Origin of the sequence: Lactobacillus isalae (assembly GCF_947539375.1) — a bacterium.
GTDB classification, from domain to species: domain Bacteria; phylum Bacillota; class Bacilli; order Lactobacillales; family Lactobacillaceae; genus Lactobacillus; species Lactobacillus isalae.
The window spans coordinates 653,192-678,573 of record NZ_OX443569.1 but is presented as its reverse complement, the minus strand read 5'-3'; the positions used below and the strand labels follow the sequence as shown (position 1 = coordinate 678,573).

The 25,382-nt window shown below is 32.5% G+C and carries 35 protein-coding genes and 1 pseudogene; 10 read left to right on the top strand and 26 right to left on the bottom strand.

The window, feature by feature from the left end:
• The first annotated feature begins 62 nt into the window (after positions 1-62).
• The 4 genes from mvk to fni are packed head-to-tail and all read left to right on the top strand — an operon-like array spanning position 63 to position 4,101.
• Positions 63-980 carry a mevalonate kinase gene (mvk, locus tag QM512_RS03340; protein WP_282806108.1) on the top strand — a complete coding sequence of 306 codons (918 nt, stop codon included), beginning with the start codon at positions 63-65 and terminating at the stop codon, positions 978-980.
• Positions 980-1,945 carry a diphosphomevalonate decarboxylase gene (gene mvaD, locus QM512_RS03335; RefSeq protein WP_282806107.1) on the top strand — a complete coding sequence of 322 codons (966 nt, stop codon included), beginning with the start codon at positions 980-982 and terminating at the stop codon, positions 1,943-1,945. The genes mvk and mvaD overlap by 1 nt, the downstream gene beginning before the upstream one ends.
• Positions 1,946-1,979: 34 nt before the next feature.
• Positions 1,980-3,053, top strand: coding sequence for a phosphomevalonate kinase (locus QM512_RS03330; protein WP_282806106.1), 1,074 nt, complete (start codon positions 1,980-1,982; stop codon positions 3,051-3,053).
• Between the two features lie 22 nt (positions 3,054-3,075).
• On the top strand, positions 3,076-4,101 hold the full coding sequence (gene fni / locus QM512_RS03325) for a type 2 isopentenyl-diphosphate Delta-isomerase (RefSeq protein ID WP_282806105.1): 1,026 nt from the start codon (positions 3,076-3,078) through the stop codon (positions 4,099-4,101).
• A gap of 136 nt (positions 4,102-4,237) precedes the next feature.
• On the opposite strand, the gene QM512_RS03320 is transcribed toward fni, so the two are convergent.
• Together QM512_RS03320 and QM512_RS03315 are read right to left on the bottom strand one after the other, a co-directional pair.
• Positions 4,238-5,821 carry an ATP-binding cassette domain-containing protein gene (locus tag QM512_RS03320; RefSeq protein ID WP_282806104.1) on the bottom strand — a complete coding sequence of 528 codons (1,584 nt, stop codon included), beginning with the start codon at positions 5,819-5,821 and terminating at the stop codon, positions 4,238-4,240.
• The gene (locus QM512_RS03315; protein ID WP_282806103.1) at positions 5,818-7,401 is read right to left on the bottom strand and encodes an ATP-binding cassette domain-containing protein; all 1,584 of its coding nucleotides are present in this window, start codon (positions 7,399-7,401) and stop codon (positions 5,818-5,820) included. Before QM512_RS03315 ends, QM512_RS03320 begins: the two co-directional genes overlap by 4 nt.
• Positions 7,402-7,746: 345 nt before the next feature.
• Here QM512_RS03315 and QM512_RS03310 point away from each other — a divergent pair, with 345 nt between their 5' ends.
• On the top strand, positions 7,747-8,970 hold the full coding sequence (locus QM512_RS03310) for an MFS transporter (RefSeq protein WP_282806102.1): 1,224 nt from the start codon (positions 7,747-7,749) through the stop codon (positions 8,968-8,970).
• Positions 8,971-9,090: 120 nt separating this feature from the next.
• Positions 9,091-9,900 (top strand): aminoglycoside N(3)-acetyltransferase, encoded by an 810-nt coding sequence (locus tag QM512_RS03305; RefSeq protein WP_282806101.1) that lies wholly within the window; start codon positions 9,091-9,093, stop codon positions 9,898-9,900.
• Between the two features lie 71 nt (positions 9,901-9,971).
• Here QM512_RS03305 and rbsU read toward each other — a convergent pair whose 3' ends face one another.
• The 7 genes from rbsU to QM512_RS03270 form a co-directional block, all read right to left on the bottom strand.
• Positions 9,972-10,862, bottom strand: a complete 891-nt coding sequence (gene rbsU, locus QM512_RS03300; RefSeq protein ID WP_282806100.1) for a ribose/proton symporter RbsU — start codon at positions 10,860-10,862, stop codon at positions 9,972-9,974.
• Between the two features lie 23 nt (positions 10,863-10,885).
• Complete coding sequence (gene rbsD, locus QM512_RS03295) at positions 10,886-11,281, bottom strand: D-ribose pyranase (protein WP_282806099.1); 396 nt, start codon at positions 11,279-11,281, stop codon at positions 10,886-10,888.
• A 111-nt stretch (positions 11,282-11,392) separates the two neighbouring features.
• Positions 11,393-11,842 carry an ASCH domain-containing protein gene (locus QM512_RS03290; protein ID WP_282806098.1) on the bottom strand — a complete coding sequence of 150 codons (450 nt, stop codon included), beginning with the start codon at positions 11,840-11,842 and terminating at the stop codon, positions 11,393-11,395.
• A gap of 2 nt (positions 11,843-11,844) precedes the next feature.
• On the bottom strand, positions 11,845-12,609 hold the full coding sequence (locus QM512_RS03285) for a nucleoside phosphorylase (protein ID WP_282806097.1): 765 nt from the start codon (positions 12,607-12,609) through the stop codon (positions 11,845-11,847).
• A gap of 29 nt (positions 12,610-12,638) precedes the next feature.
• Positions 12,639-13,400 (bottom strand): nucleoside phosphorylase, encoded by a 762-nt coding sequence (locus QM512_RS03280; protein ID WP_282806096.1) that lies wholly within the window; start codon positions 13,398-13,400, stop codon positions 12,639-12,641.
• Positions 13,401-13,414: 14 nt separating this feature from the next.
• Complete coding sequence (locus QM512_RS03275) at positions 13,415-13,879, bottom strand: NUDIX hydrolase (protein ID WP_282806095.1); 465 nt, start codon at positions 13,877-13,879, stop codon at positions 13,415-13,417.
• Between the two features lie 2 nt (positions 13,880-13,881).
• The gene (locus tag QM512_RS03270; protein WP_282806094.1) at positions 13,882-14,382 is read right to left on the bottom strand and encodes a kinase; all 501 of its coding nucleotides are present in this window, start codon (positions 14,380-14,382) and stop codon (positions 13,882-13,884) included.
• An 84-nt stretch (positions 14,383-14,466) separates the two neighbouring features.
• Here QM512_RS03270 and QM512_RS03265 point away from each other — a divergent pair, with 84 nt between their 5' ends.
• Both QM512_RS03265 and QM512_RS03260 read left to right on the top strand, forming a co-directional pair.
• Positions 14,467-14,730: a RelB gene (locus tag QM512_RS03265; protein WP_282806093.1), complete on the top strand. Its 264-nt coding sequence runs from the start codon at positions 14,467-14,469 to the stop codon at positions 14,728-14,730.
• Positions 14,727-15,065, top strand: coding sequence for a type II toxin-antitoxin system RelE/ParE family toxin (locus QM512_RS03260; RefSeq protein ID WP_282806092.1), 339 nt, complete (start codon positions 14,727-14,729; stop codon positions 15,063-15,065). Before QM512_RS03265 ends, QM512_RS03260 begins: the two co-directional genes overlap by 4 nt.
• A 46-nt stretch (positions 15,066-15,111) precedes the next feature.
• Here QM512_RS03260 and QM512_RS03255 read toward each other — a convergent pair whose 3' ends face one another.
• The 15 genes and pseudogenes from QM512_RS03255 to QM512_RS03185 all read right to left on the bottom strand — a co-directional run bounded on the left by QM512_RS03255 (position 15,112) and on the right by QM512_RS03185 (position 22,791).
• Positions 15,112-15,825: a coenzyme F420-0:L-glutamate ligase gene (locus QM512_RS03255; RefSeq protein ID WP_282806091.1), complete on the bottom strand. Its 714-nt coding sequence runs from the start codon at positions 15,823-15,825 to the stop codon at positions 15,112-15,114.
• Between the two features lie 2 nt (positions 15,826-15,827).
• On the bottom strand, positions 15,828-16,223 hold the full coding sequence (locus QM512_RS03250) for a cytidine deaminase family protein (RefSeq protein WP_282806090.1): 396 nt from the start codon (positions 16,221-16,223) through the stop codon (positions 15,828-15,830).
• Positions 16,213-16,560 carry a hypothetical protein gene (locus tag QM512_RS03245; RefSeq protein ID WP_282806089.1) on the bottom strand — a complete coding sequence of 116 codons (348 nt, stop codon included), beginning with the start codon at positions 16,558-16,560 and terminating at the stop codon, positions 16,213-16,215. Before QM512_RS03245 ends, QM512_RS03250 begins: the two co-directional genes overlap by 11 nt.
• 122 nt (positions 16,561-16,682) lie before the next feature.
• A pseudogene (locus QM512_RS03240) lies at positions 16,683-16,856 on the bottom strand (GNAT family N-acetyltransferase); the annotation flags it as partial.
• Positions 16,857-16,874: 18 nt separating this feature from the next.
• Positions 16,875-17,393, bottom strand: coding sequence for a GNAT family N-acetyltransferase (locus QM512_RS03235; protein WP_282806444.1), 519 nt, complete (start codon positions 17,391-17,393; stop codon positions 16,875-16,877).
• 139 nt (positions 17,394-17,532) lie between these two features.
• A complete protein-coding gene (locus tag QM512_RS03230; protein WP_282806087.1) occupies positions 17,533-17,658 on the bottom strand; it encodes a hypothetical protein in 126 nt (41 codons plus the stop codon).
• 279 nt (positions 17,659-17,937) lie between these two features.
• A complete protein-coding gene (locus QM512_RS03225) occupies positions 17,938-18,684 on the bottom strand; it encodes an alpha/beta hydrolase family protein (protein ID WP_282806086.1) in 747 nt (248 codons plus the stop codon).
• 158 nt (positions 18,685-18,842) lie between these two features.
• A complete protein-coding gene (locus tag QM512_RS03220; RefSeq protein WP_282806085.1) occupies positions 18,843-19,139 on the bottom strand; it encodes a Fic family protein in 297 nt (98 codons plus the stop codon).
• Positions 19,140-19,322: 183 nt separating this feature from the next.
• Complete coding sequence (locus tag QM512_RS03215; protein WP_282806084.1) at positions 19,323-20,111, bottom strand: tyrosine-protein phosphatase; 789 nt, start codon at positions 20,109-20,111, stop codon at positions 19,323-19,325.
• Between the two features lie 46 nt (positions 20,112-20,157).
• Entirely contained in the window at positions 20,158-20,451 is a 294-nt protein-coding gene (locus tag QM512_RS03210) for a hypothetical protein (RefSeq protein ID WP_282806083.1), read from the bottom strand.
• A 446-nt stretch (positions 20,452-20,897) separates the two neighbouring features.
• The gene (locus tag QM512_RS03205) at positions 20,898-21,206 is read right to left on the bottom strand and encodes a hypothetical protein (RefSeq protein WP_282806082.1); all 309 of its coding nucleotides are present in this window, start codon (positions 21,204-21,206) and stop codon (positions 20,898-20,900) included.
• A 6-nt stretch (positions 21,207-21,212) separates the two neighbouring features.
• A complete protein-coding gene (locus tag QM512_RS03200; RefSeq protein ID WP_282806081.1) occupies positions 21,213-21,572 on the bottom strand; it encodes a DUF6176 family protein in 360 nt (119 codons plus the stop codon).
• Positions 21,565-21,867 carry a MazG-like family protein gene (locus tag QM512_RS03195; RefSeq protein ID WP_282806080.1) on the bottom strand — a complete coding sequence of 101 codons (303 nt, stop codon included), beginning with the start codon at positions 21,865-21,867 and terminating at the stop codon, positions 21,565-21,567. The genes QM512_RS03200 and QM512_RS03195 overlap by 8 nt, the downstream gene beginning before the upstream one ends.
• Entirely contained in the window at positions 21,857-22,342 is a 486-nt protein-coding gene (locus tag QM512_RS03190; protein WP_282806079.1) for an HIT family protein, read from the bottom strand. Before QM512_RS03190 ends, QM512_RS03195 begins: the two co-directional genes overlap by 11 nt.
• A 5-nt stretch (positions 22,343-22,347) precedes the next feature.
• Positions 22,348-22,791 (bottom strand): GNAT family N-acetyltransferase, encoded by a 444-nt coding sequence (locus tag QM512_RS03185; RefSeq protein ID WP_282806078.1) that lies wholly within the window; start codon positions 22,789-22,791, stop codon positions 22,348-22,350.
• A gap of 119 nt (positions 22,792-22,910) precedes the next feature.
• Between QM512_RS03185 and QM512_RS03180 the strand changes: the two genes are divergently transcribed.
• On the top strand, positions 22,911-23,786 hold the full coding sequence (locus QM512_RS03180; protein WP_282806077.1) for an SPFH domain-containing protein: 876 nt from the start codon (positions 22,911-22,913) through the stop codon (positions 23,784-23,786).
• Between the two features lie 124 nt (positions 23,787-23,910).
• Positions 23,911-24,345 carry a DUF975 family protein gene (locus QM512_RS03175; RefSeq protein WP_317133744.1) on the top strand — a complete coding sequence of 145 codons (435 nt, stop codon included), beginning with the start codon at positions 23,911-23,913 and terminating at the stop codon, positions 24,343-24,345.
• 51 nt (positions 24,346-24,396) lie between these two features.
• On the opposite strand, the gene QM512_RS03170 is transcribed toward QM512_RS03175, so the two are convergent.
• The gene (locus tag QM512_RS03170; RefSeq protein ID WP_282806076.1) at positions 24,397-24,765 is read right to left on the bottom strand and encodes a nuclear transport factor 2 family protein; all 369 of its coding nucleotides are present in this window, start codon (positions 24,763-24,765) and stop codon (positions 24,397-24,399) included.
• Complete coding sequence (locus tag QM512_RS03165) at positions 24,765-25,340, bottom strand: hypothetical protein (RefSeq protein ID WP_282806075.1); 576 nt, start codon at positions 25,338-25,340, stop codon at positions 24,765-24,767. Before QM512_RS03165 ends, QM512_RS03170 begins: the two co-directional genes overlap by 1 nt.
• Positions 25,341-25,382 lie beyond the last annotated feature (42 nt).

Here is a 25,382-nt window from a genome sequence, read left to right as displayed (position 1 = left end):
ATTTTAGCATATGGAACAAGCGAAAAAGACTGAATGAAATTTATAATATAGGAAAGATAATTGTGAATAAAAAAATAGAAGTTAAAGCACATGGAAAAGTGATTCTTATTGGCGAGCATTCCGTAGTTTATGGCTACAATGCCTTCGCTCTCCCCATTCAAGCCTTAAATATTAGCACAACTGTGGAAGAAACTGCTGGTTCAACTTGGATGGATACTAATCATTATCAAGGTGCTTTTTTTGATGCACCAGATGAATATGATGGAATTAAGTACATTGTAAAAACTTTATTAACCAAAGTACCCGATGCTCCTAATGTCAAAATTACTTATAGCGGCGAAATTCCAATCGAACGTGGCTTAGGATCAAGTGCTGTTGTAGCTCTTGGTACCACCAAAGCTTTATCACAATTCTTAGGCTTAAATTTAAGTCACGATGAAATCATGGAAATTACTAACCATGCTGAAATGATCAATCACGGCAAAGCGTCTGGACTTGATGCAGCGACAGTTAGTTCAGATTATCTAGTTTTCTTTAATAAGCAAGATGGACCACAACAACTTTCTCAAAAATTAGGTGCCACCCTATTAATTATGGATACTGGTGAACTTGGAAATACTAAGGTTGCAGTTCAAGCAGTTAAAAAGCAAATGGATGAGAGTGATTTAAAAAAGAAACAAATTTCACGTCTTGGCGAATTAGCCACTGCAACTCAAGAAAATTGGCTTAAGCAAAACGCAGAAGAGATCGGAAAGATTTTCAATGAAGCTCAAAACATTTTAGCCTCATTTGACCTTTCCACAGAAAGAATTGACAATATCTGCAAAATTGCTAATCAAAATGGCGCTTTAGGAACCAAATTATCCGGTGGTGGTCTTGGCGGAATTGTGATTGCCCTATGTCCTGACCAAGCAACGGCACAGAAAATTGCTCAAAAGGCCCAAGCAAACTTTGATAATTACTGGATTGAGGAAATCTAATGAAAAAAACTGCACGTGCACATACTAACATTGCCCTAATTAAATATTGGGGCAAAGCTAATCAAGCTTTAAAGACTCCTCTCATGTCTAGTCTATCAATGACACTAGACGCGTTTTATACTGATACTACTTTTGAACACGATGCTTCGTTAGCTGAGGACACGTTTATCTTAAACGATCAAAAGCAAACACCTGAAAGTAGCAAACGAGTTTTTAACTACATTCACCTATTGCAAGAAAAATTTGGCTTTAGTGATCATTTTACGATTAGCTCTACTAACCATGTTCCAACTTCTGCTGGACTTGCTTCATCAGCATCAGCGTTTGCTGCTTTGGCAACAAGTTTTGCTGCAAGTTATGATTTAGATCTTTCAAAAAAAGAACTTTCAAGATTAGCGCGTCTTGGTTCTGGATCTGCCACTAGATCAATTTATGGTGGTTTTGTTGAATGGCAAAAAGGATTTGACGATAAAAGCTCATATGCTATTCCTATTGATGAAAATCCTGATCTAGATCTTTCACTGCTTGCACTTGAAGTTGATACTAAGCAGAAAAAGATTTCTTCAACGCAAGGGATGAAATTAGCGAAAACTTCTCCTTTCTACCAGCCTTGGTTAGATCGAAATATGCAAGAAATCTCTGAACTTAAGCAAGCCATTAAAGAACAAGATTTCACTAAAATTGGTGAACTAAGTGAATTAAGTGCTAATGAAATGCACGCCTGCAATCTAACAGCGAAAGAGCCCTTTACATATTTTGAACCTGAGACAATTAAAGCTATCAAGTTAGTTGAAGAATTAAGAAAAAATGGAATTGAATGCTACTACACAATTGATGCTGGTCCGAATGTAAAAATTCTCTGTACCTTAAGAAATAGAAAAGAAATTATTTCAGCTGTTCAGAAAACATTGTCTAATGTTAAAATAGTCGTTGCGAGTTTCGGCCCAGGCGTTACTCTGCTTTAGTAATTTGAAAATAAAAAGATTAGAGGAATATTCGTTGATTACAGAACAAGCACCAGGAAAATTGTATATTGCGGGAGAGTATGCAGTTCTTGAGCAAAACTGCCCTGCTATTTTAGTTGCAGTAAATGAATTCGTACGCGTTTCAATCGCAAAAAGTACAGGGTCAAGTGGATTAATTCACTCTAAACAGTATTCTCAAGATTCTATTCATTGGATTCGTAAAGGTAATCAAATGGTTATTGACAATCGTGATAATCCATTTGAATATATTTTATCTGCTATTAAATTTACAGAACGTTTTTGCCTAGAACAAAAAGTTCCTATGTCCTTATACGACTTACATGTTAATTCAGATCTTGATTCAGCAGACGGCAAAAAGTATGGTCTTGGCTCATCGGCAGCCGTAACTGTTGCTACTGTTAAGGCTATTCTTAATTTTTATGGTTTGCATTGCACAAAAGATTTAATCTTTAAGCTTTCTGCAATTTCTCACTATAGTGTTCAAGGAAATGGATCAGCTGGTGATATTGCCGCTAGTGTTTACGGTGGATGGCTTGCTTATCAAACATTTGACAAGGCATGGCTTAAGAAAGAATTAGCCACTAAGTCTCTTAGTGAAGTTTTGAATGAAGCATGGCCTGGTCTTAAGATTCAATTATTAACTCCTCCTGAAGGACTAAACTTAGTAATTGGCTGGAGTCAAAAACCTGCTTCTACTTCTCAATTAGTTGATAAAACTAATGCTAAGAAGAAGTTCATCAAGGCTCAATATGATACTTTCTTAGACGAATCACGCAAATGTGTACTTAGCATGATTAAGGGATTTAATGAAAAAAATATTCCCCTAATTCAAAAGCAAATTCGTTTAAATCGTCAATTATTAAAGGATTTTGCTACTCTTAACCATATTGCGATTGAAATTCCACGTCTAACTAAGTTAATCAACATCGCAGAACAATTCAACGGTGCTGCCAAGACTTCTGGTGCAGGTAATGGTGATTGCGGTATTGTTATTGCTGATGAACAAACTGATATTGAAGAAATGAAAAATAATTGGCGTAAAAACGGAATTATGCCGCTGAACTTTTTAGTTCACTCAATCGCTTAATTTTTACTCATAGGAAACGACTATGTCACAAAGATCCCAAAGAAAAGAAGAACATCTAGCATTGGCTAAGATGTTTTTTAATAATAAAAAAGATAACGACTTTAATCATATTCATTTAATTCGACCAGCTCTTCCTGAAAGCTCAGTTAGCGAGAAAAGCATCACCACTGAAATGTTTGGTCAAAAGATCAATGCCCCCTTCTTTATTAATGCCATGACAGGTGGTTCTGATTCTTCATATACTGTCAATCAACGTCTTGCAAAAGCAGCAGCTCGGGAGAATATTCCCATGGCATTAGGATCAGCTAGTATCCTTGAAAAAGAAATCGATCAAATAAAGAGCTTTGACATTGCCAGACAAGAAAACCCTGATGGTTTACTTTTTGCTAATGTCAATCCAACTACAGATCCTAAAGTAGCTCAAAAAATTGTTAATGCTCTAGATGCCAATGCCCTTCAAATTCACCTTAACAGCGTTCAAGAAGCAGTGATGCCTGAAGGTGATAGAGATTTTCATTGGCTTGATAATCTTAAGGCAATCCGCGAAGCAGTTGATGTTCCGATTATTATCAAAGAAGTTGGAATGGGAATTGATCCAGAATCATTACGCACGCTTTTAATCAATGACTTTTCAATTATTGACTTAGGCGGAAGCGGTGGAACCAATTTTGCCCAAATTGAAAATGAAAGACGGAAAAGTCAAAAATTAATGTTTTTAGAAGATATTGGACTTTCTACTGTTAAAACTTTGCTTGCCGCAAGAACGATTCCAGTTAATAAGACGATTATTGCAGCTGGTGGCATTACTAATGCTTTAGATATCTTCAAATCATTAGTCTTAGGAGCACAATACGTTGGTATTGCAAACTATTTCTTGCAATTTGCAAGTCAAGATACTGAAGCTTTAATCGTTGCTATTCAGAATCTAAAATATGAATTAAGTCTACTTACTGCTTTATTTGGCTTAAACAATATTGCTGAAGCAGACGAAATTAAATATTATCTTGATACAGATCTATACAATTTTACTAAACAGATTTATAATTAGCGCTATTTCTTGTCTGGCTGCGTAATGCAGCCAGACTTTTTTCTTTTTTATTGTATATGTGTTAAAGTAACAATTATATTATTTTGATTAATACTCAAAAAAGACTCTCGCTAAAATAAGCAAAAGCCTTTTTAATCTATTCTTTTACTAAATGGATTTCTCGATCGAATAAGTCTCTTATTTTCTCATTAAAGTTGTGAGCGATAAAGACAATTGTTGCTCTACTCTTCAGTACATTATGTAAAATATCCATTGTTGCCTTTTGATCAATTGCACTGGTTCCTTCGTCAATCAAAATAATGTCGCTATCATGAACTTTAGCACGAGCTAAAACAATCTTCTGTCTTTGACCTCCTGAAATATTTAACTTATCCAAATCAATTTTCTTCTTTAGACCTTCATCAAACTTTTCAAGATCCGAAGCTAAATTCACTTCTTCAACTGCCTTACCTACTCTACTATCTATTTTTTCATTAAACATTGTGACATTATCTAAAATTGAAGCTGGGAAAACTACCGGATCTTGAGGGAGATATCCTATCTTCCTTAAATCAGGAACAATTTTATTTCCATCTTCATCTTCAAATATTATTTCCCCTCTGCTTGGTTTTATGTCTCCAAGAATTAACTTAAACAATGTTGATTTTCCAGCACCCGAATCACCAGTTAATAGTATTTTTTCACCTTGATTAATTTGTAGATCAGGATAAGATAGACTCTCTCCATTTGAAAACTGCAGACCTAAACCTTTTGTCTTTATTGTTGCAGGAGTAGCAAAACCACTTTTACGCAAATTTTGTACTGGCTTTGTAGATTCATCTATTTCTGTAATTAACTTTTTAACTCCTTTCATCTGACCTCGAGCATTAGAAATCTGATTAATAGCTTGATTTAGATAAAATCTAAAATTACCCACAACCATAAGTGCACTGATCTCTAATAACCCATTTTTAACTAAAAGACCCGACAATAAAAAGATAATTAAACCAAAAATTGCGGAGGCAATCCCAGTAATGGCATTAAGTAATTTAGTATAAGTAGTCTGTTTAACATTTGCATCTTCAAGCTTTTTACTTGCTAACTGAGAAACTGAAAATAACTTTGCTCCAGCAGCAAATTGTCTTAGTTGTTCTAATCCCTGAAGCCAATCATTCAAAGTATCTAGATAAACTTGGTTGCTATCAGAAATAAGTTGATTTGCTTTTTGTAGTGGTTTCTCAATTAGTTTTGGAAGAATTAAAGTAATTGCTACAATTAAACAAATCGTAAGTAGCAAGATCCAATTTAACATAATTAAATATATGATAATCGAAATGATCATGACACTACCATATAGTAAATTAAAAATGGCACCAACATAGTTTTCATTAACCATTTGTAAATCATTAGTTAGTCTATTTTGCATTTCAGGAACTTGATGTTTTTTGCCATCGTAAAAGTAGTGCTTAACAATCTTATCTCTAACTAAATTATTTAAGTCTTGTGCTTGATAAGTAATCAAATATTGACTGATATTTATAAATACATAGCCTAAAGCAAAAACTACTAAGCTTACTGCTGAGATAATCAAAAAATTACGTAAATTACGTGAAAGAAGAATTGTTGTTTCAAGCTGAAGTAGAGCCGTACTACTAATTATTGTAATAGGAGTTAAGATAGTAATAATTATAAAAAGCCAAAACCTAACTGGATTAGTTTTTATAAGTTCCTTTAAACTCATTTTCTTGGCACTCCTTTCTTTTCTAGTTTTATTTCATGATCAAATTTAGCCTTTAATTCTGGCGTGAAATTATGTGCAATCATTAAAATTGTTTGATCAGTATTTAGCAACTCATCAATAATTTTTTCAGTAGCCTTTTGATCGATCGCACTCGTTACCTCATCCATCAGAACAAATGGCTGACGATGTATTTCGCTTCTTGCTAAAACTACTTTTTGTCTTTGTCCACCTGATAAATTTTCATTTTTCAAATCAACAATTGTGTCAACTCCAGCTGGCATTTTAGCTAAATCAGTACTTAGTTGAACTTTATTAACTACATTAAGTACTTGTTGTTCAAACTTCTTAGCAAACATCGTAATATTTTCCTTAATTGAAACTGGAAAAACTATTGGATCTTGTGGCAGATAACCTACTGTAGCATTTTCAAGTGGCTGATTATTTTTGCCTAAGTAAGTAACAGTTCCGCTTTGTGCCTTCAACTTTCCAAGCAAAACTTTAAATAATGTAGATTTACCCGTTCCTGAATCACCAGTCAGTAACACTTTTTCTCCAGCTTTAATTGTAAAGTCAGGATAAGAAATGGTTTCACCTTGGTCATATGAAGTCTTCAGATCTTTTACTGAAATACCATATGCGCTTGCTTTAACTGGCCGCTTTTCGTTGTGACGTAATTCAGAAATTTCTTGACGTAATTCTTTTGTTGACTTAATTTGTGTGATTGCACTAGTAATTTCCCAAATAGCTGAAAACACTGTAAATCCAAATGATCCTCCAACCGCAAATTCACCGAAAGAAAGTGTACGATTTATAAACAAAATTCCAGCAAAGAAAACCAAACCAACTTGTGCTAGGGCATTTGCCCAGCCATTCAAAAGATACGAAATCGTATTATACTTACAGCTTTCCTTACTTGCCTTCGTATAATCATCACTTGCTTGATGAAGTTGCTTTCTTAATCGACCATAAGCACTAAAGCGTCTTAATTCTTGTAAACCGCCAAGCCAATGCTTGATCGCATTGAGTAATTTCTCATTTTTAACGTTAACTTTCTTAGCAGCCTGTGCAGTTTTCTTTTCCATAATCTTAGGAATTAAAAAATTAATCCCTAACAATATTGCACTAACTAACACCAAACTCCAATTCATCTTAAGTAAAATTCCTATAGAAATAAACATTTCAAGAACTCCACTTAAAATAGACACCCAAGGAGTAGCAAAATCAGTCGTCAACATTTTTAAGTTTCCTGTTAATTGATTCTGCATTTCAGAAACCTTTTCATCATTACCAGAATTATAGTAATGTTGCATAATATCTTCTCTAATATGATGTAAATAGCTCTGTGTTTGTTTAGTAAAGGCAATTGTTGCAATTGGTAGTAAAATTGCTGCTCCTATTTCCATCCCTGCTTGAATAAAAGTCCAATAAATATACCCATTCAAATTTCCCTTAAGTATATTATTCAATGAATTTTTAAATAGATATTCTCCTAATGCACCTGCAATGGCATAAAGAATATATAAAGCAATGATTAAGATTGAACGTGGAATATTACTTTTAATTAATTCTTTAAATGTCATTATTTTCCCTCCTCCACTTTATTTATCATTAATTTTACTAATATTTTTTTAATTTTCAATCATCTTTTTATAAGTAGCACTATTTTCATACTAAGCGGTATTTATTCAATACTTTCTGCTATGCTATACTAATTTTATCTTGTTAGATCGAGGTGAAAACTAGGTGTTTATTCTAAATAACTTAGGATTAAGCTTAAAACTGAATTATTTTATTTCAGTTATTAAGCTATATTTAATAAATATCTCCAAATTTGATGAAAGTTTGGGGTTTGTTAACTAAAATAGATAACTTTTCCCTGAACTTTCAAAATATCGTAAAAATACGTATTAATGAGGAACGGGAAAATGCTTAAAAACTTAACTAATAAAGATAATTCTAATGTTGTTAACTTATTAATTGGACGAATCGGAACAAATATCGCCGATTCACTATTTTATATGGCAATACTTTGGTACTTTAAAAGCCATTTTCATTCGTCAATATTACTATCGCTAATTTTTATAGCAGACTCGACAATTGATATGCTTGCATTTACTTTAGGACCAATAATTGATAGGTCAAATCTAAAAAAGCTACTTCGGGTAGTAACTACTATTCAAACTATTCTTAGCCTACTAATTGTTCCATTATTTAATGATCGAACTTTACATCCTTTAGCAATTACTTTTCTGATTATCGCTTATATTTTATCTACAATTGGTTCAACTTTAATCTATCCAGCCGAAGATAAAATATTGCCAATCATTGTAAAAAAGAAAAATCTAACTAAGGTAAATGGCATCTTCCAAATGTCATATCAGACTTTGGATTTATTCTTAGATGCTGGCGCAACGATTTTAATTACTTATTTGTCCATCAAAAATACGACTATAATTTCAGGATTAATTTTTGCTTTTGCGTTATTATTCTACACTGGACTTAATTTTAATATTCAATCATTTTCTTCGATTAAAGAAGATAATACTTACTTAAGAGATCTAATTATCGGATGGCAAGCTCTACATAATGAAAAGAAGATTCTAATTTTAATACTTCCATTTGCTCTAACCAACTTGTTCTATGGAATTGCCTCAATAGGGCTACCTTATTTTGCTACACAATATTTAAATAATAGTGCTATAAGTTATGGTGGTTTGGAGCTTGCTTCTTCAATTGGTGGACTACTTGGCAGTATCATAGTGCAACATTTCTATGTTAAAGATAATAAGTTAAGATTATTAATTGTTATTTGCTTAATGCTTTCAGGTGTTTCTATTATTTTAGAGACAATTATTGCCTCAATTTTTCCTATCTTAATTTTATTATTCGCTCTATTTAGTACCTTTTGGATCAGTATGATGAATATTAACTTTCGCGTACTAGTCCAGGAAAGTTTTCACCCTAATCTGCTTGGGCGAATTAACACAATTAATAGCAGTATCGTTAACTGTATGATTCCAATTGGATCATTTTTAGGCGGAATCATTGTTAAAAATTTTGGCGCTAGTCCTGCAATCATTCTTGAAGGTATAGCCCAAGTAATAACAGCATTCTTTTATTTAATTATCTTTATAAAAGCTAAAAACTAAAAAACAAGGAGTTATAAATGAGTAACAAGAAAAATAAAAGCAACAATGCAGAAATCAAAACAAGAGTAGTATTCTATCGCCCCAGTCAATAATGATTAGAATTCAAGAAAAGAGAAACTTATGACTCAAGATATAATTACTACAATCACCACAAAAGATGACTTTAAAAGCACCTTCATTACTGCTCAGATAAAAGCTACTGACAAGGTAATGGTTCATACTGCTTTAAGTAAGTTTTATTATGTGCCCGGTGGACCGGAAAGCTTAGTTCACGCTTTAGAAGAAATAATAAGTCAAGGCACGATCATGATGCCGACGGAAGTCACTACTAATTGTGACCCAGCAAGCTGGGAGTATCCTCCTGTTAGAAATGACCTAATTCAAGCAGTTCGTGACAATATGCCACCATATAATCCTGATACCTCTCCTAGTGAGGGTGTAGGCACTACACCTGAATACTTCAGAAATTTGCCTGATGTAGTACGTAGTTGCCATCCCTATCTACCCATTGCCATTTGGGGCAAAGATAAAGTTCAAATCGCTAACAAACAGCCACTTGATATGCCATATGGCTTGAATAGTCCTTTAGATTATTTATATCAAAATGATGGTAAAATCATTTTTCTAGGAACTGATTATGAAACTTGCACAATGCTACATTACGCTGAATCAACAATTGGTAGAAAAACGGAAACCTGTTCAGCAGCAACCGGAATAGATAAAAATGGAAAGACTATCTGGACTGATTACCAAAATATAGATATGGATTCTTATGATGATTTTAATGATTTAGGACTAGCTTTTGAAAAAAACTATCCTAAAGAATTTAATCAAGTTAAATTAAACAATAGCTTTATTAAGGTTATTAAAGCAAAGCCATTAATCGATTTTGCTAGAATGTGGTTTAAGAAAAAAGATAATAATTTGTAATCACTAGAACTTTAACTCCACAAAAAAACTACAGCTCATCATATAAAGAGCTGTAGTTTTTTCATATTAAATTAAACAATCACTGTCATTGTTGCGGCGCCAATAATAATAGCTAATCCAAGCAAAGTAACTACCATTTCTTTCTTCGTCTTACTTTCATGTAAGAACCAAATACCAGTTAATGTTGCCAAAACTACTGAAGTTTGTGACAAAATAAATCCTGTTGCCAAACCGTTCATATCTGGCTGTGCTGAAATCAAGTATGTCAATGCCGCAAAGGCAAAGAAGAAACCAGAAATAATTTGCTTATAAGAGATTCCCTGAGCTAGAGCAATTGCCTGACTTGGATTCTTAACTTTCAAATAAATTGCATAGAAAATTGCAACTAAGCACATTCCAATAGCTTGTGGTAAGAATGCTTTTGAACCGTCAATCTTTGCAGCTTGAGGAGCAGCTGAATAAGCCCAATAACCAATTTCACCAATTAATAAGACAATAACTGCTTTTCTTAACTTGGCGCTGTTTTCATCAGTCTTCTTTTCACTCCAAGTGGTCATCCAAGCTCCTAAAACAATCAATGCTAAGGCAAGGAAACCAACTAACTTGTCATTTGTACTTGGCCAATCTCCTAGTGCAAATACACCCCACAGAGAAGTCCCGAGTAACTGAAAAGCAGTTGTGACCGGCATCGCACGTGATGAACCAACCAAAGTAAAGGAATGGAAAGTAAGTATTTGCGCACTAGCCCAACCAATTCCTGAAATAATTGACCAAATTAGAGCTGCCCCTGTAGGAAGAGCAATTCCTTGCATCAAATTGTAAACCACTGCAAAAATGAATGTTCCAAAAGTTGCTCCAATAATTTGATTTACTGGTTTACCGCCAATCTTTGAAGCTATTGTTGGAAACAGACCCCATCCTATAAGCGGTCCCAATCCAACTAAAAGTGCAATTCCTTTCATATAATTCCTCCATTTCTAATTAATTAAAAAGTTACGCCACTTTCTAAAATTACATTAGAATATGGAGTTTCTTCTCCAGTTCTAATAAATGCCTTTGAGGACTTTAAGTCTTTCTTTAATTCTGAATGAGGAATAAATTCAATTTCGACATTAGGAAGAGTCTTTTTAATTGCCTCTAATTGCTTAGGATTTTCAGTTTTAATTTCTTCAGCAATATACATTTTTTGAACTTCTAATTCTTTTAGAACTTCTTCTAAGACATCAATAAATGATGGCAAACCTGGTCTAACTGATAAATCAATCTTTTCAGTTTCAGCTGGGACAGGAGTTCCTGCATCCCCAACACCTAACCAGTCCATGTGGCCCATGTCAGCAATTACTCGAGAAATATTTGAGTTCATTACGCCTGTCTTTTTCATATTTAAGTTAACTCCTTACTAAAATACGTTCTTAATTTAGCATATAGACTTAATTTTACCATGTATCTACTATTTCTAGCTATTTTTATACAGACGATAATTTTTGTTGCTTTATTCTACCTTTTCAAAAACTTCACAGACCATTGGTGCCTGAGGATAAAAAGCTTTTCCGCGTTCTTTATACTCTCGTGTAAAAAATTCATCATGAACTTTTCGCCAATAACTATAAGTGCGATCGCCTTCTCCTTCATGATACGCATGTTCTTGAGAAATTAAATTATACGGAATAATTTCAACGCATACATCTTTTATTACGCACACTGGTTTACCATTACCATCTAAAATAATGCTCCAATCGCCTACTTCAGGTAATTTTTCATCTTTGCTGTATAATTCATAAGCCGAAGTAGTTGCAGTTTTGATTCTTTTACCTACTAAAGAAGCCAATTCATTCGCATCTTCCCTTGTAGCTCCAAAAGCCCAGGCTTCAACAGGAGTATTTTTACTCAAGTTATGCTTTTTACAAAATTGATGCCAAAATATTTGTATATTCTCATCCATATCTATTTAATCCTTGTTAAAATTTTTGCTCCAATACTTAAGCCAGTTCTGTGCGATTCACCGCCCCAATCACGCTCATCATAGTTATCCATATCAGCTAATGTATCTGCCGTAAACAAAAGCTGAGCAAAATCAATTTTTCTAAACTGAGCACAAGCAGCTAAAGCTGAGCATTCCATTTCTACAGTTGATGCACCTAGTTGACGAAACTGCGCAACCTTTTTCGGCGTTTCTCTAAAGAAACCATCTGTTGTCCAAGTTGTTATCTCGTCATAGTCTATATTTAGTTCAGCTAAAGTTTTTTCTACTTCTTTTAGAAATTGAGAATCTAAATTAACATATTGTCCAGACTCCATGTAATGAAAGGAGGTTCCTTCATCACGTATAGCACGTGTCGGAATAAGCATTGCATTTTCAGGTAAATCTACTAAAGCTCCCGCGGTTCCAATAGTTACTACCTTTTTTACGCCATAAGCAATTAACCATTCAAGTAATTGAGTAGCAGCTGGTGCTCCCAAGGGTGCTTGACACAAAGTAAACAATTCATTATCAATTTGAACTTCATAGATTTTTGGATTAAAAGAGCATGATTCAAATTCGCCTAAAGTGCGATGAAGATGCTGATCCAAAAATGCGGTAATTTCTTTTCCTGGCACAAACGCGTAAAGCAATCTTGGATGAAAATGAAACGGTTCTTGATCGTGATTTGGTTCAAGAACAGCATGCGGATTTTTGTCAAAGTCTAAAATAAATGGTTGTTCGTTCATGGTTTCCTACTCCATCTTTAGTTGAAATATTATAAATTCACTAATACCTGAGATCCAATATTCAAGCCAGCGCTATATGAATCATGACCCCAGTTACGTTTATCATAGTTATCCATATCAGCCAAACTATCGGCAGTAAACAAAATTTGCGCAAAATTTATGTTTCTAAATTCTGCACAAGCAGCTAAAGCTGAGCACTCCATTTCGACAGTTTTTGCACCTAATTCTTTAGCTTGTAAAACTTGCTTGGATGTTTCTCTGAAAAAGCCGTCGGTCGTCCAAGTTGATCCTTCTTCATATTGAAGACCTAATTTTTTTATTTCATTCTCAACTTTTCTTACAAACTTTTTATTTAATGTAATAATATTACCTGGTTCTTTGTAATAAAGGGATGTACCCTCTCCTCGAATTGCTCTTTGTGGAACAAATATCGTGTTTTCAGGCAGATCAGCCAGTGTTCCTGCATTTCCAACAGCTAAAACTTGTTTAACTCCATAATTGATCAACCAATCCAAAAATTTAGTTGAAGCTGATGCTCCCACTGGAGCCTGACATAACGTAATTAGTTGATTATTGACTTCCACTTCATATACCTTAGGCCTAAACGAAACAGTTTTAAATTTGCCTAAAGTCTTATGAGAGCGTTTATCTAAAAAAGAGTTAATTTCATCATCTGGGACAAACGCAAAAAGCAATTTTTCATGAAACTTATACTGTAAATTTTCGACACCAGGTTCTATTACAGCTTGTTTACTTAAATCAATACCTAAAATAAATGGTTCTTCATTCATATATACTCTCTCCCTTAATCAATAAATGGATAGTCTTCATTAAAGTAATGATCAATAAAAAGTTGATGTTGCTTGTTAAAAATCTTTGGTAATTTGTCTTTAGAAAAATACTTCAGGTCAAGAGTCTCAGAGCTGACCTCTTTTGACGTTTTTTCTACTAATTCAACAACAAATTCAATAGTCACTGCCTGTGCCACATCTTGATTTGGATAATGCTGAATAAAATTAGTTGAAACGCCTAATAGTAATTTAGTTCTTACTTTTAAGCCAGTTTCTTCTAAAAATTCTCGAACGCATGCTTCTTGGGCTGATTCTCCAAATTCTAAAGCACCACCAGGTAACCCCCAGGCATCAAAATCAGATCTTTTTTGAAGTAAGATTTCATTCTGATCATTAACTAAAATTCCGCCAGCAAAATTTAGAATAATTGGTTCATGACCAACTTTTTTGCGTAAAGTTTTAATGTAGTCTTGAGTCATTGCTAGTCCTCTGCTTGAATATCATTCATCACAATTGAAATTTCGTCAGCTAAATTCATTTGACTGGTAAAAGCATACTCTGGAATAAAGCCAATATAATCTTTTTCATTCCACCATGAACGCATTTTTTCTTCACTAAAAGAATATTCATGCCGTGTTTTATGGCGTTTTATTGTTTCTTCAAATGGAATATCGAAATAATAAGCATAGATTTGATCGCCAAAAAGTTGTTGGGCTTTTTTGAATAAATCAGCATACCATTTTGCATTTAGGATTCCTTCTAAGATAGTGTAAGAGCAGTGATGATAACCATATTCAAGCAAATTTTCTAATAATGGCAAAGCAAATGTCTTTTCTCCGTCTTTAACATTCAGCATTTCTCTTCTAACTGTATCTTGCGGAATCAATAGTGTATTGCGTGGCAATCGATGGTGAATTTCTTTAGACAATGTAGTTTTGCCACTGCCAGAGTTTCCACGAATTATAATTAGTTTTGATATCATTAGAATTCCCTCCACAATAATTAAATAATTTTGATATATTTAATAAATGTAATACAGTGGTATTACAAATAAAGAGATGATTTTATGGATAATATGGTAAGAAACAGTAGTGCATCTACTCGTGTATCAAAATCTGTTAAAGATAAGGCCATAAAGAATTTAGATAAACGAGGAATAACACTTTCAGAATTTCTAAGATTCGCAGTTGGAAAAGCTGATGATGATATTGAGTTACTTAATTTTCTCGATACACCAGAAGCTTTACAAGGAAAATCTGAAGTAGAAAATGGCAATGTTGAAAAAATAGGTTCTTTAGACGATCTAGATAAATGGATGGATAACTTATGAAACAAGTAGAAGTCTATTTTTCTCCAACTTATAAAAAAGAATTAAAAAAGAAAAACCATCCAATTAAATTAATTACCCAGTGTTTAAAAGCAATAATTGCTCAAGATAATAAAATTCTAAAGAAAATTAAGCACCATTCTCTGCAAGGAAATTGGAAGGGATTTAACGAATTTCATCCTGGATGTTTAAGTTCTAATAGTAATCTGAATTATGATCAATGGATTGTAATTTATACTTTTTCAAAAAACAAATTAATACTTACCTTAGTTTGTACAGGCAATCATGAGATTCTTACTAAACATAAGCCAAAGACACTATTAAATAATAAACTTTAAAGATCAATTTCAATTAGAAGTTGATCTTTTTATATATGATAAAAAATTAGTTCACTGCATCTTTAATTGTTGCAGTCTTGTCAAACACATAATCCATACCGTGAATTTTAACAATAGGCAGCCTTTTTCCTCTTTGCCCCATCAATAATCCTGCAGAGGCGGCTAACATATCACAGATAGTTTCAACATTAGTTTTATCTTCATACCGACCTTTTCTTAAGCCAGAAATACCATACAGTCCAACTGCTATTTGAGTAGCACCTTTTTTATCAATTCTCCCATCACTATCGGTAATTATAATAGCTACTCTAACTTTTAATTGATCGAAAATATCATCACTAATTTTCTTTGCAATTTCATCACAATTTTTAGGCAAAATTATCGCAGTATCAGCATCTATCTTATCTACTCCTGCACTGGTTAAAAACAACCCATTCGGCAGCCACCCACCAATAAAGTTCTTAGATATCTGTAGCTTCTTACCACTCTTATCTTCGGTTTGATCAATTATAATTTGAATTAGTCTTGGATCTTTTCTGGGTATTTGCTGATGCAAACGTAAGGCTAATTGACTTGGATTAATAGATTTTAAATCAACAAACAGACCTGCAGATTTAGAAATCAACTTAGAAGCAATACATAAAACATCATTATTATGAAGAATAAAATTTTCATTTTTGATTGTTTTAATTATTTCTGTACCTAAATTGCAATTTTTCTCTATCTTAGGGAAATTATGCAATGCTTCAATTGTAATCATGACTATAACCACCAATCAGGTGTTAACTTCCCCAGAGTAGTAATTTCTTCCCTGTCGTAATCCATCAATACTTCAATATTTTTATAGTCTTTTTCCATAAGCTGCACCATAAATTCACGACAAGCTCCACACGGTGCGCCATTCTTTCCATTATACATGATGGCTAACACTCTCTTGAAATGATTTTCACCACAAGTGATCATGCTGAATAAAGCATTGCGTTCTGCACACACTCCTAAAGTACAGGCGGTATCAATACAAACTCCTGTATAAATTCTTCCTGTATTACTCAAAACAGCAGCTGCTACTCCGCCTGCTTCTAGATGATCAGATATTTGTCTAAATCCCTGTACACTTTTAGCTTCTTCATACATCTTTTGCCAAGTTTTATCTAACATTTTGTTTCTCCTTTATTAATGGTATTGTTAGCAAAACAACACCAAAATACACTGCGGAAACAAAAAACATTACTTTTAAATCTCCAAAAACTTTCATAATACTATTACTTACGAATAATGAAGCACTAACCAAGATCTCTGCAATAAATGAAACAGTTGAAAGCATAGTCGACTTATTGCTTTCTCCATAAATAGCTTCATTACTAGTAGCTGAAATTTGTCCTGACATCATTCCCATAAATAATTCAATTAATAGAAAAAGAAAGAGTAGTAAATATTTATTTCCTATAGTCCCGCTTAATACAAATGCACCTATCATACTTCCAGTATTTAACAAAGTAATCCCTTTTGAATTAACGAAAGTAGAAATTCTACTAAATAAAACCGAACCTAGAATTAGTGCACATATAAATAACGTATAAACCAGTGAAAGATTAAAACCTAATTTTACAATCAGCGCAAATTATCTTTTTCATAAACAGCAAAGGTTTCAACTTTTTCACCTTCATTTTGAGTTGCGTATGCTTCTAACAAACTAGTCGCATTATCTGCAACATATTCTTTTTGATCTGACTTAACTTTAAGATTTACAACATCCCAAAGATTTTGATTAGTTACTTTTTTTAGTTCCATGTTTCTGTTATCCTAACATTATTTTTTTAAGATAAATTTTTTATGACCATTATCATCAATTTTCTGATACTTAAATCCACTTCGCTTAGCCACATTCTGACTAGCAAAATTCTTAGGATGAGTTCTTAAAACTAAATAATTAAGCTTCAACTGCTCAAATGCATACTTTTTAAGAAATTCGACGGATTCGGTCATAATTCCTAAATGCTGAAAATCATTCGACAGCCAATATCCAACTTCTCCTGATTCTAAATTTAAGTCGTGTAAATCGATCATCCCAGCGGGTGTTTCATCAACCAAAATCACCAAATTAAATGCTGTACCATCGACCATTTTCTGTTGAAATTGCTTGATTGAATCTACTTCTTTTTGAACAGAATCAATTTTGTCAGCCCAAACAAGCCATTTAGAGAATTCAACTAAATTTTTCTGAAGTTGATCAAATAAATCTTTTGCCTGCCAAGTTTCAGGTAAAACTAACTTAACACTATGTTTACCAGTTACAAAATTATGTAAAACAAACGGATAATTATGCAATTGTTCCACCCCATTTTCATATCTTACTTTTTATTTAAATTAAATATTACTTAAACTTAATTAATATTTCAATAGATTATTTATAAAATTTTTAACTATAAAAATAAGCAGAGATCATTTTCAATCTCTGCTTACTACATTAGTGCTTAAACCAACGTGAAAAAATTCTTTTTTTATTCTTATCTTCTCTTTGTTCAGTCAACGTCGCCATGGTTTCTTGCATCATCTGGTTTTGCTTAACCTGCATTTTAATAAATTCTTTCATATCATCTTTTTGTTCGCATTATCGTACATATGTTCGTTTTAACTCGATAAAACTACATCATAAATAAAAAATAAGCTACAAGAAAAATTTCTTTAGCTTACTTAATGCTATTTAAATTAAATAATTCTCCTTATACCATTGAATAAATTTTGCAAAGAAAGGCAATGTAAAACTTACGTTTCCACGTTCGGGAGCATAGATTAATTAATCATCTAATAAGCGTGCTCGATATACAGATAAATAAAAAAAGCAGTTACATCTAACCGCTTAATTCATCAATTATTTTTCTAAAAAATCGCCAACTAATTTCAAAACTTCTGGTCTATTTTTCCCCGTAAACATATGTCCCTCACCTTTAATCAAGTGTAATTCGCTCTCTGGAAGCAAGGTATGAAACTTTCTTGAAGCATTTGGTGAAACTATTTTGTCATCTAAACCATGAATTAATAAAACTTTTCTGTTGTAGTGTTCAGCAGTTTGATAAATTGGCAAAAGCTGTGCAGTTCTAAAATATGCACCACCAACATCAAATCCACTAACATCAACTATTTCTGGTACATGATTTGGATCATAAGTACTTCCCTGGCATACACCATCTTGTGCGTCTGTCTTTAAAGTTGCTGCTGGAGCAAGCAAAACTAACTTTTCAATGACATCACGATAATAGCCAGCGAGCATTGAAGCAACTACTCCGCCTTGAGAATGGCCAATCAAATAAATATGTTTAGCTTTTACAGTATTTCTGACATAATCTAAAATCTTAATTCCATCTAAGATTTCACTGTAAACAGTCATGTCTTCAAACTTGCCATCGCTCTTACCACAACCATCAAAATCAAAACGAACTGTAAATAGGCCTTGTTCATTTAAATAATGAGATAAAGCATATAAAATTTTGCTATTATCATAACCAAGATCACCCTTAAAGCCATGCATTAAAATTGCAATTTTATCATTTTCAATTTTGTCTGTACCTTCGAGTAGACCGTGAAGTTTAAGCCCATCACGTTTAATATTTATTTCCATATTAATCACCTCAATATTATTATGCGCTTATTTTTTTAGTTAACCAATTTCACTACATAGCTATACAGTGGACAATTTAAAACTGTTAACGATTGACTTGGTTTCTATGATTTCCTACGATTATTCTTATAGAACACTAAGGAATTCATACTCACTTTTTATTTTTCAATATAAGTTACAAGGCGATTAATATCACAAATAGCAATTTCATCAAGAGGCAATTTTCCAATCGCTAATTCTTGAACATAATCGTAAGTTCTACTCAAATCAAGTGCTGCCAAATGATCTACGAACGGTTTTCCATGTACTGTTAAACCAGTTTCTAATAAAGCAGCGGTTTCATACTTGGATAAAGAACTTCCTTCAATAGCATTTGATGACCAAATATGATCATATTTTTTATCTTTTTCAATACTTTCTACTTCTTCTTTGGATAAGGAACAAAAGGTATTCATTTTATCGCGAAGATCAGTTAATTTAGTATAAATTTGTATTTTATTACCTTAACTATAAATTAATTGATAATATCTAACATAATTAATAATAAAATAAAGCTTAGAAAAAGTAATGATACATTATCTTTTTTCAGTAAATAAAACCATCAATTATTCTTGCCTAAAACTTTTGCTTCTATAACATCATCTTTCCAAATAAAGTTCGCGTAATTTAGTTTCTAATTCAGGAGTCACATTTAAAACGTCCCTTAAATACGTCTCAAGATTTCCATATTCTTTTTCAATAGTTAAAAGAATTGTGTCAAAAAGTGAATCAGATGCTGAGCTCAACACCCGCATATTAGCTCTAAAAGTTAAATTTTTACCGACTTCTTTAAATCTCTTATCTCGAGCTGCGCGATATTCAGCCAATATTTCATTTGATGCCAGATAATCATGTCGTATTACTTCTAAGTCAACGCCTAAAATATATAAAACAAATAAAGCAACAAAACCTGTGCGATCTTTTCCTTCAGTACAATGGAAAATAATCGCCCCTTCTTCAGTTTCAGCCAATATTTTCAATACCTGACGAACAGTTTTTTGATCATGTGCCGCAACAACATGATCTCTATAATGATCACACATCATTTTAAATGCAGCATGCGGATTCTCATTATATAACTTTGCTTCTTGAGTTAAATTACTTTCCCCACCTAATGTTCCCTCTTCGCTGGAAAGTGGTATAGAAATTTTTTGAACGCCATCAATTTGAGGATCAGGATGAGAAACGCTTTCTGATTTTGAACGCAGATCAATAATTTTAACAACGCCGTAATTCTTTAGAAATTGCTTGTCTTCTTGCGACATCTTACTAAGATCACCGGTTCTAAGAAGCCGATGCATTTTTATTTTGCGATTATTAAAACCTGTTAATCCACCTAGTTCACGCGGATTAATGGCTGTTGCGATTGGTAATAGTTTTGAGTACATATTGTTCCTCTACTATATTATTGTGCTTTCATTTTTCTCAGAAATTCTAACAAAATATCAAAATTGCCATTAATAATCCTGATAATAAAAATATACCTAAAGTAACAGGCATACTTAATTTCTTCGAAAAAGCATGATAAGCCAATATTAATAGTAATGATTCTAAAATAAGTCGAATTATATTAGCATGTATTTTCAAAGGAAAAAATATAACTAAAATTGGAATAATAATTGCTGCGGATAAATACCATTCTTTTGGAATTTTCTTAAACCAATCTTGAAATAAAAAATATACAACAGCCGCTAAATAAGGGAAAAACTCATTTAAAGCTATTTCCATAAAAATCTTCTCCTTAAAAATAAACTTATATAATCTACATGTGTTTCTTAAAAGAATCAAAAGCCTGCAAGGCTAACTTCAATCGTGGGAATATACCCCAGCCACTCATAATCATTTCTACCCTTGTTATATTGAAAATTAAATGGCAGAAATGAAACTTCATCATAATTAATCATTATTTGGCTGTCTTTACAAATTAATGGCCATTCTGTATCTGTTAATATTTCCGTAGAATTTTCAGCGATTACTTTTCCAACGTTACTATCAAACGCGCAGCAACCAGCCAATAAATCAACATTATCAATTTTGAAAATTGTTGCAGCAACTTTATTAGTAATTCTTTCTGTTTCAATCCAAGTATCAGGATATAATTCAAGATCTTGACTATTTCTTCCTATAATTCGATATTCGTTCTTTAAATTTAATGCTGAAATAAAATTTTTAAATTAAAAATTTCGATTTAATAGTGCAACAATTACTTTATCAAAATCACAATAAAAATAATTAACTTTTTCACTAACATTTTTTAATGCAAATTTCAAAACTTTTCTTCTAGCATCCGCTGCTCCATTGGGGAAAATTGTAAGACAATGAAAAGAGTTCTCACTAAAGCTACTTTGGATTTTAGATGATGTTACATTACTTATTGTTAAGTAAACCTCATCAAAAATTGTTTGCACTTGTTCACAAACATATTCTAAATTTTTTAAAGACACATCAGGATGGTGGACTGTTGATAATAAAATCTTTTTCATTTAACATTACTCATCCTTTTCAATTACCTTCTCAACATCTGGTGCAATTAAACTCTCTTCTAGTTTCATATCAACTGGCTTATATTCCATATCAATACATTCGTCCCAATATTCAATATGTTTCTTATCAATATAGCTTTCTGATTCTTCAACAGCATTTCCGCCTTCGCCTTGAACTGAATACCAGTAAAAATATGTATATCCATCTGGATTTTTTTCTTTGAACACACTCTCAATATACATCTTTTCACCAGCCATTGTGGCTACAGTATCAGCATGATGTTCATTTAGAAAATCCATCCATTCTTGCGCTTTAGTTTCTTTCCCTTTTTTAATTCTAAAACGAGTAAGTTCTATCTTAGTCATCAGTACTTATCTTCTTTCCATGCACATATTTTCGTTTTGCATTAATCGCCATTTTCTTAACAATGTCTTCACCAAGATCACTCCCAAGCATTTCAGAAATTCCTAATAGAAAAATGGCTACATCAGCAAGCTCTTCATTGATATTTTCTTGGTCCTCTTTAAGCCAAGCTTGAAACAGTTCATTTACTTCGCCGTACAACAAAAGAAGTTCAAACTTAATATCAGTCGTATTAAAATTATGTTTTTTCTTATTTTCAATAACGGCTTTTTGTAATTGTTTAGTATCAATAATCATAATTATGCTCTACCTTTAATATTATTTTTTCTAATTCAACTTTTAATTTTTGTTTCATTATCTCCAGTTCGTCACCATCTACTTTATTTTCTTCACTGTACATCTTCTCTTGCGGATACCACCATACTGGGCCTTTGCCATGGTATCCATAACTTTCTAAATCGCCAGATACACGTGGAAATAAATGCCAGTGTAGATGTGCATCTCCATTTCCCAATAATTCATAATTCATCTTTTCACATTTAAAAGCTTTTGCAACAGCTTCACCCACCAGCGACATTTCTGCTAAAAATTTCATTTGCTCTTTAAATTCTAATTCATATAATTCATGTTGATGATCTTTATAAAGAAACAAAGTATAGCCTTTAAAATGTTGATTATCTCCTAAAACCACATATCCAGTTTCAAGTTTTTTTACGAAATATTTATTTTGGTAACTTTTAATCATTTCGATTCGTTTACAAATCTGACACATAATTTTCACCTTAACTCCATGGTATCTTGAGAAAATTCTACAGGATATTCATCAGACCATTTTTCAATCACCGTTTTTACTACTTTAAAGCCATACTCTTTATACAAACACTTAGCAGCAAAATTATTTGTAAATACATCTAATCTTATTGGCCTTTCTAGATGATCTAGAGCAAATTTCAATAATTTTTTTCCTATTCCACATTTTTGAAAAGTTGGATCTATATATAAAAATGATAATTCATGTGGTCTTAACCCAATAAACCCAACAATATTATCTTTATTAATAGCAACATAAATATCGCATTCTAACAAATATCCTAAATAGGGCGCATCCCTCAATTGCACAAACACTTGCTCCATGCTTGCCGTCTTTAATTCTTGCTTTCGAGCTCGATCCATTACATAGCATAACTGCTTAAAATCTGAATTTTGATACCTTCTAATCATAAATAATCTCTTTCAAGTTCTCATTATAAATTACATATTCTTAATAATATCTAATACTATTTTAATTTTCAACAAAATCTGCCATAATAATAATTAAAATTAAGAAAAGAGGTCTACCTATGTTAATGAGAATTTTACTAATTGTTTTAGTGATTTTATTTTTTGTTCTATTGGCTTTAAGTTTTCATATTGTTCCGCAAAATTACGAGGGCTTAGTTGAAACTCTAGGTAAGTACTCACGCACTGTAAAGGCAGGCTTTGTGATGATTTTCCCTGGAGTTCAAAGAATTAGAAAAGTATCGCTAGCTCTGCAGCCTTTGGAAATTTCTAAATATCGAATTATTACTAAAGATAACGCAGAAATTACTACTAGCTTAACTTTAAACTATCTTGTTACTGATTCTTACAAGTACTTCTACAACAACACTGATTCTGTTGAATCAATGGTGCAATTAATTCGCGGTCACCTTCGTGACATTATTGGTCGAATGGAATTAAATGAAGCGTTAGGCTCAACTAGTCAGATTAACGCGCAACTTGCGGAAGCAATTGGCGATTTGACTGATATTTACGGCATTCGCGTTGTTCGTGTCAATGTTGATGAATTGCTTCCTAGTCCAGAAATTCAAAAGGCAATGGATAAGCAATTAACTGCCGACCGTGAAAAGACTGCTGCTATTGCACGTGCTGAAGGTGAAGCTAGAAATATCGAATTAACAACTAAGGCAAAAAATGATGCCTTAGTTGCTACAGCCAAGGCAAATGCGGAAGCAATTAAAACTCAAGCTGATGCGGATGCCTACCGAATTAAGAAATTACAAGAATCACTTGATAACGCTGGCGAAGGCTACTTTAGAAATCAAAGTCTTGATAGCTTCAACCAACTTGCTCAAGGTCCCAACAATTTGATTGTTGTTGATAAAGATGAAATTAGCGATCTAGGAAAAATTCCGGCTGCTAAAAAAATCTGGGATCAAAGCAAAAATGAAGATTGAAAAATTAAAGACTTCTAACTTTTTAAGCTAGGAGCCTTTTTCTTTTCTAAGAAAGGATCAACTAATGGAAATCAATCGCAAAGAATTAAGAAAAACTGCTCGCAAACAGCTAAAAGGCAACTGACTGTGGGTAATTGGATTATTAATTATTCCTGGTATTATTAAAAGATTTTCTTACGCAATGGCACCTTACATTATGAAGGATATGATTGATTCAAAATACGAAATGACTGCAACAGAAGCGATAAGTGAATCACGCAAGGTTATGAAAGGCAATAAAACTACCTTATTCATCATTTGGTTAACTTTCAATATTTGGTATTTTATTATTGGTTTAGTGGGAATAATTATCGCTTTTCTTTCTCTAAAACCATTTAGTAAACCTATGTTAGCTGATATTGCTTTTCAAGCATTGTTTGCATTTTTAATTGCAATTATTCTAATCGCTATTGTCAACTTTTTACTCTATCTTTATCTCCAACCGTATTATCGCCAAACTGTTGCCAACTTTTATCGCACCTTAGTAGGCGATAAATACCTAAAGAATGAGGAAAACTAAATAAGATATCAGAAAAATACGATCTAAGACTCAATGCCCTAGATCGTATTTTTAGGAATACGGATAATAATGCTTTGATTTTGATTGAAATTCTTTTACACTCTTAATTTTATTTTGAATATCAAACTCAATAAGTGACACTCCATCGAATTCACTTACTTTATCATGATAGTTGCATTTAAAATACCATTCTACAATTGCTGTATTTCTTATAATTAATAATTTTTTGATTGACCACTCAAGAACTTTTCCTTCTTTATTCCAATCACGAAACCAAGCTAAAATTTCTCTTTTATTTCTATAAATTGGACCATAGCACTCACTATACGTTGCAGTCTCAGCAAATAAGTTTTTACATAAATTTATATCTTTTTTAAGCCAACTACAGAAATATTGCCTAATTACATCTTCTTTTGTCATTAAACAGCCGTCCATTTCTTATTGTGAAAATGAGTAAATAAATTCTTATTTTCTCTTAAAAGTTGCACAATCCCCTGCTTATCTATTAATTCTATTTGACTATCCTTTAAAAACTGTATAATTGTAGCAAACTTTTGATAGTCAATATTCCCTAAAGACAATGTGGATTTCTGTCCATCTTTTGTATCAAGATATAAGTTAAGGTAATCTGGATTAAAATCAACAGGACTGATTCTGATATTTTTCTTATAGATAATTTCCGCATTTTCAATATTAGCTAGTTTTATCACTTGCTCATCTTTTTTATGTAAGCCTAAAAGCTGCATCAACTTAACTGCATCATTATTGCTATAAGAAGTAATCTTTATTTCTTCCTCATTAATTCTCCAATAAGAATTGAAGCATGTCGGCAAAGTAATAAAAATTCCTAATATCAAAACAATTAGAAATACCCACCAAGGCAAATAGCCAAAGCCAGTAACAAATAATGAAAGTATAACAATTGCAGCTGCTCCGATTAAAACATGGTTAATTTTTACCGGTTTACCAATAACTATTTCATTTGCACTTTTCATCTCAATCGCCTTCTTCTGTTATCGTCTCTATTATAAATCGCT

What these genes read in the sequence shown, in the direction of transcription:
- mvaD (WP_282806107.1), top strand. Translation starts at nt 980, where the DNA reads ATGAAAAAAACTGCACGTGCACATACTAACATTGCCCTAATTAAATAT.
- fni (WP_282806105.1), top strand. Translation starts at nt 3,076, where the DNA reads ATGTCACAAAGATCCCAAAGAAAAGAAGAACATCTAGCATTGGCTAAG.
- QM512_RS03320 (WP_282806104.1), bottom strand. Translation starts at nt 5,821, where the DNA reads ATGAGTTTAAAGGAACTTATAAAAACTAATCCAGTTAGGTTTTGGCTT.
- QM512_RS03315 (WP_282806103.1), bottom strand. Translation starts at nt 7,401, where the DNA reads ATGACATTTAAAGAATTAATTAAAAGTAATATTCCACGTTCAATCTTA.
- QM512_RS03310 (WP_282806102.1), top strand. Translation starts at nt 7,747, where the DNA reads ATGCTTAAAAACTTAACTAATAAAGATAATTCTAATGTTGTTAACTTA.
- QM512_RS03305 (WP_282806101.1), top strand. Translation starts at nt 9,091, where the DNA reads ATGACTCAAGATATAATTACTACAATCACCACAAAAGATGACTTTAAA.
- rbsU (WP_282806100.1), bottom strand. Translation starts at nt 10,862, where the DNA reads ATGAAAGGAATTGCACTTTTAGTTGGATTGGGACCGCTTATAGGATGG.
- rbsD (WP_282806099.1), bottom strand. Translation starts at nt 11,281, where the DNA reads ATGAAAAAGACAGGCGTAATGAACTCAAATATTTCTCGAGTAATTGCT.
- QM512_RS03290 (WP_282806098.1), bottom strand. Translation starts at nt 11,842, where the DNA reads ATGGATGAGAATATACAAATATTTTGGCATCAATTTTGTAAAAAGCAT.
- QM512_RS03285 (WP_282806097.1), bottom strand. Translation starts at nt 12,609, where the DNA reads ATGAACGAACAACCATTTATTTTAGACTTTGACAAAAATCCGCATGCT.
- QM512_RS03280 (WP_282806096.1), bottom strand. Translation starts at nt 13,400, where the DNA reads ATGAATGAAGAACCATTTATTTTAGGTATTGATTTAAGTAAACAAGCT.
- QM512_RS03275 (WP_282806095.1), bottom strand. Translation starts at nt 13,879, where the DNA reads ATGACTCAAGACTACATTAAAACTTTACGCAAAAAAGTTGGTCATGAA.
- QM512_RS03270 (WP_282806094.1), bottom strand. Translation starts at nt 14,382, where the DNA reads ATGATATCAAAACTAATTATAATTCGTGGAAACTCTGGCAGTGGCAAA.
- QM512_RS03265 (WP_282806093.1), top strand. Translation starts at nt 14,467, where the DNA reads ATGGATAATATGGTAAGAAACAGTAGTGCATCTACTCGTGTATCAAAA.
- QM512_RS03260 (WP_282806092.1), top strand. Translation starts at nt 14,727, where the DNA reads ATGAAACAAGTAGAAGTCTATTTTTCTCCAACTTATAAAAAAGAATTA.
- QM512_RS03255 (WP_282806091.1), bottom strand. Translation starts at nt 15,825, where the DNA reads ATGATTACAATTGAAGCATTGCATAATTTCCCTAAGATAGAGAAAAAT.
- QM512_RS03250 (WP_282806090.1), bottom strand. Translation starts at nt 16,223, where the DNA reads ATGTTAGATAAAACTTGGCAAAAGATGTATGAAGAAGCTAAAAGTGTA.
- QM512_RS03230 (WP_282806087.1), bottom strand. Translation starts at nt 17,658, where the DNA reads ATGAAAGAATTTATTAAAATGCAGGTTAAGCAAAACCAGATGATGCAA.
- QM512_RS03225 (WP_282806086.1), bottom strand. Translation starts at nt 18,684, where the DNA reads ATGGAAATAAATATTAAACGTGATGGGCTTAAACTTCACGGTCTACTC.
- QM512_RS03220 (WP_282806085.1), bottom strand. Translation starts at nt 19,139, where the DNA reads ATGAATACCTTTTGTTCCTTATCCAAAGAAGAAGTAGAAAGTATTGAA.
- QM512_RS03215 (WP_282806084.1), bottom strand. Translation starts at nt 20,111, where the DNA reads ATGTACTCAAAACTATTACCAATCGCAACAGCCATTAATCCGCGTGAA.
- QM512_RS03210 (WP_282806083.1), bottom strand. Translation starts at nt 20,451, where the DNA reads ATGGAAATAGCTTTAAATGAGTTTTTCCCTTATTTAGCGGCTGTTGTA.
- QM512_RS03205 (WP_282806082.1), bottom strand. Translation starts at nt 21,206, where the DNA reads ATGAAAAAGATTTTATTATCAACAGTCCACCATCCTGATGTGTCTTTA.
- QM512_RS03200 (WP_282806081.1), bottom strand. Translation starts at nt 21,572, where the DNA reads ATGACTAAGATAGAACTTACTCGTTTTAGAATTAAAAAAGGGAAAGAA.
- QM512_RS03195 (WP_282806080.1), bottom strand. Translation starts at nt 21,867, where the DNA reads ATGATTATTGATACTAAACAATTACAAAAAGCCGTTATTGAAAATAAG.
- QM512_RS03190 (WP_282806079.1), bottom strand. Translation starts at nt 22,342, where the DNA reads ATGTGTCAGATTTGTAAACGAATCGAAATGATTAAAAGTTACCAAAAT.
- QM512_RS03185 (WP_282806078.1), bottom strand. Translation starts at nt 22,791, where the DNA reads ATGATTAGAAGGTATCAAAATTCAGATTTTAAGCAGTTATGCTATGTA.
- QM512_RS03180 (WP_282806077.1), top strand. Translation starts at nt 22,911, where the DNA reads ATGTTAATGAGAATTTTACTAATTGTTTTAGTGATTTTATTTTTTGTT.
- QM512_RS03170 (WP_282806076.1), bottom strand. Translation starts at nt 24,765, where the DNA reads ATGACAAAAGAAGATGTAATTAGGCAATATTTCTGTAGTTGGCTTAAA.
- QM512_RS03165 (WP_282806075.1), bottom strand. Translation starts at nt 25,340, where the DNA reads ATGAAAAGTGCAAATGAAATAGTTATTGGTAAACCGGTAAAAATTAAC.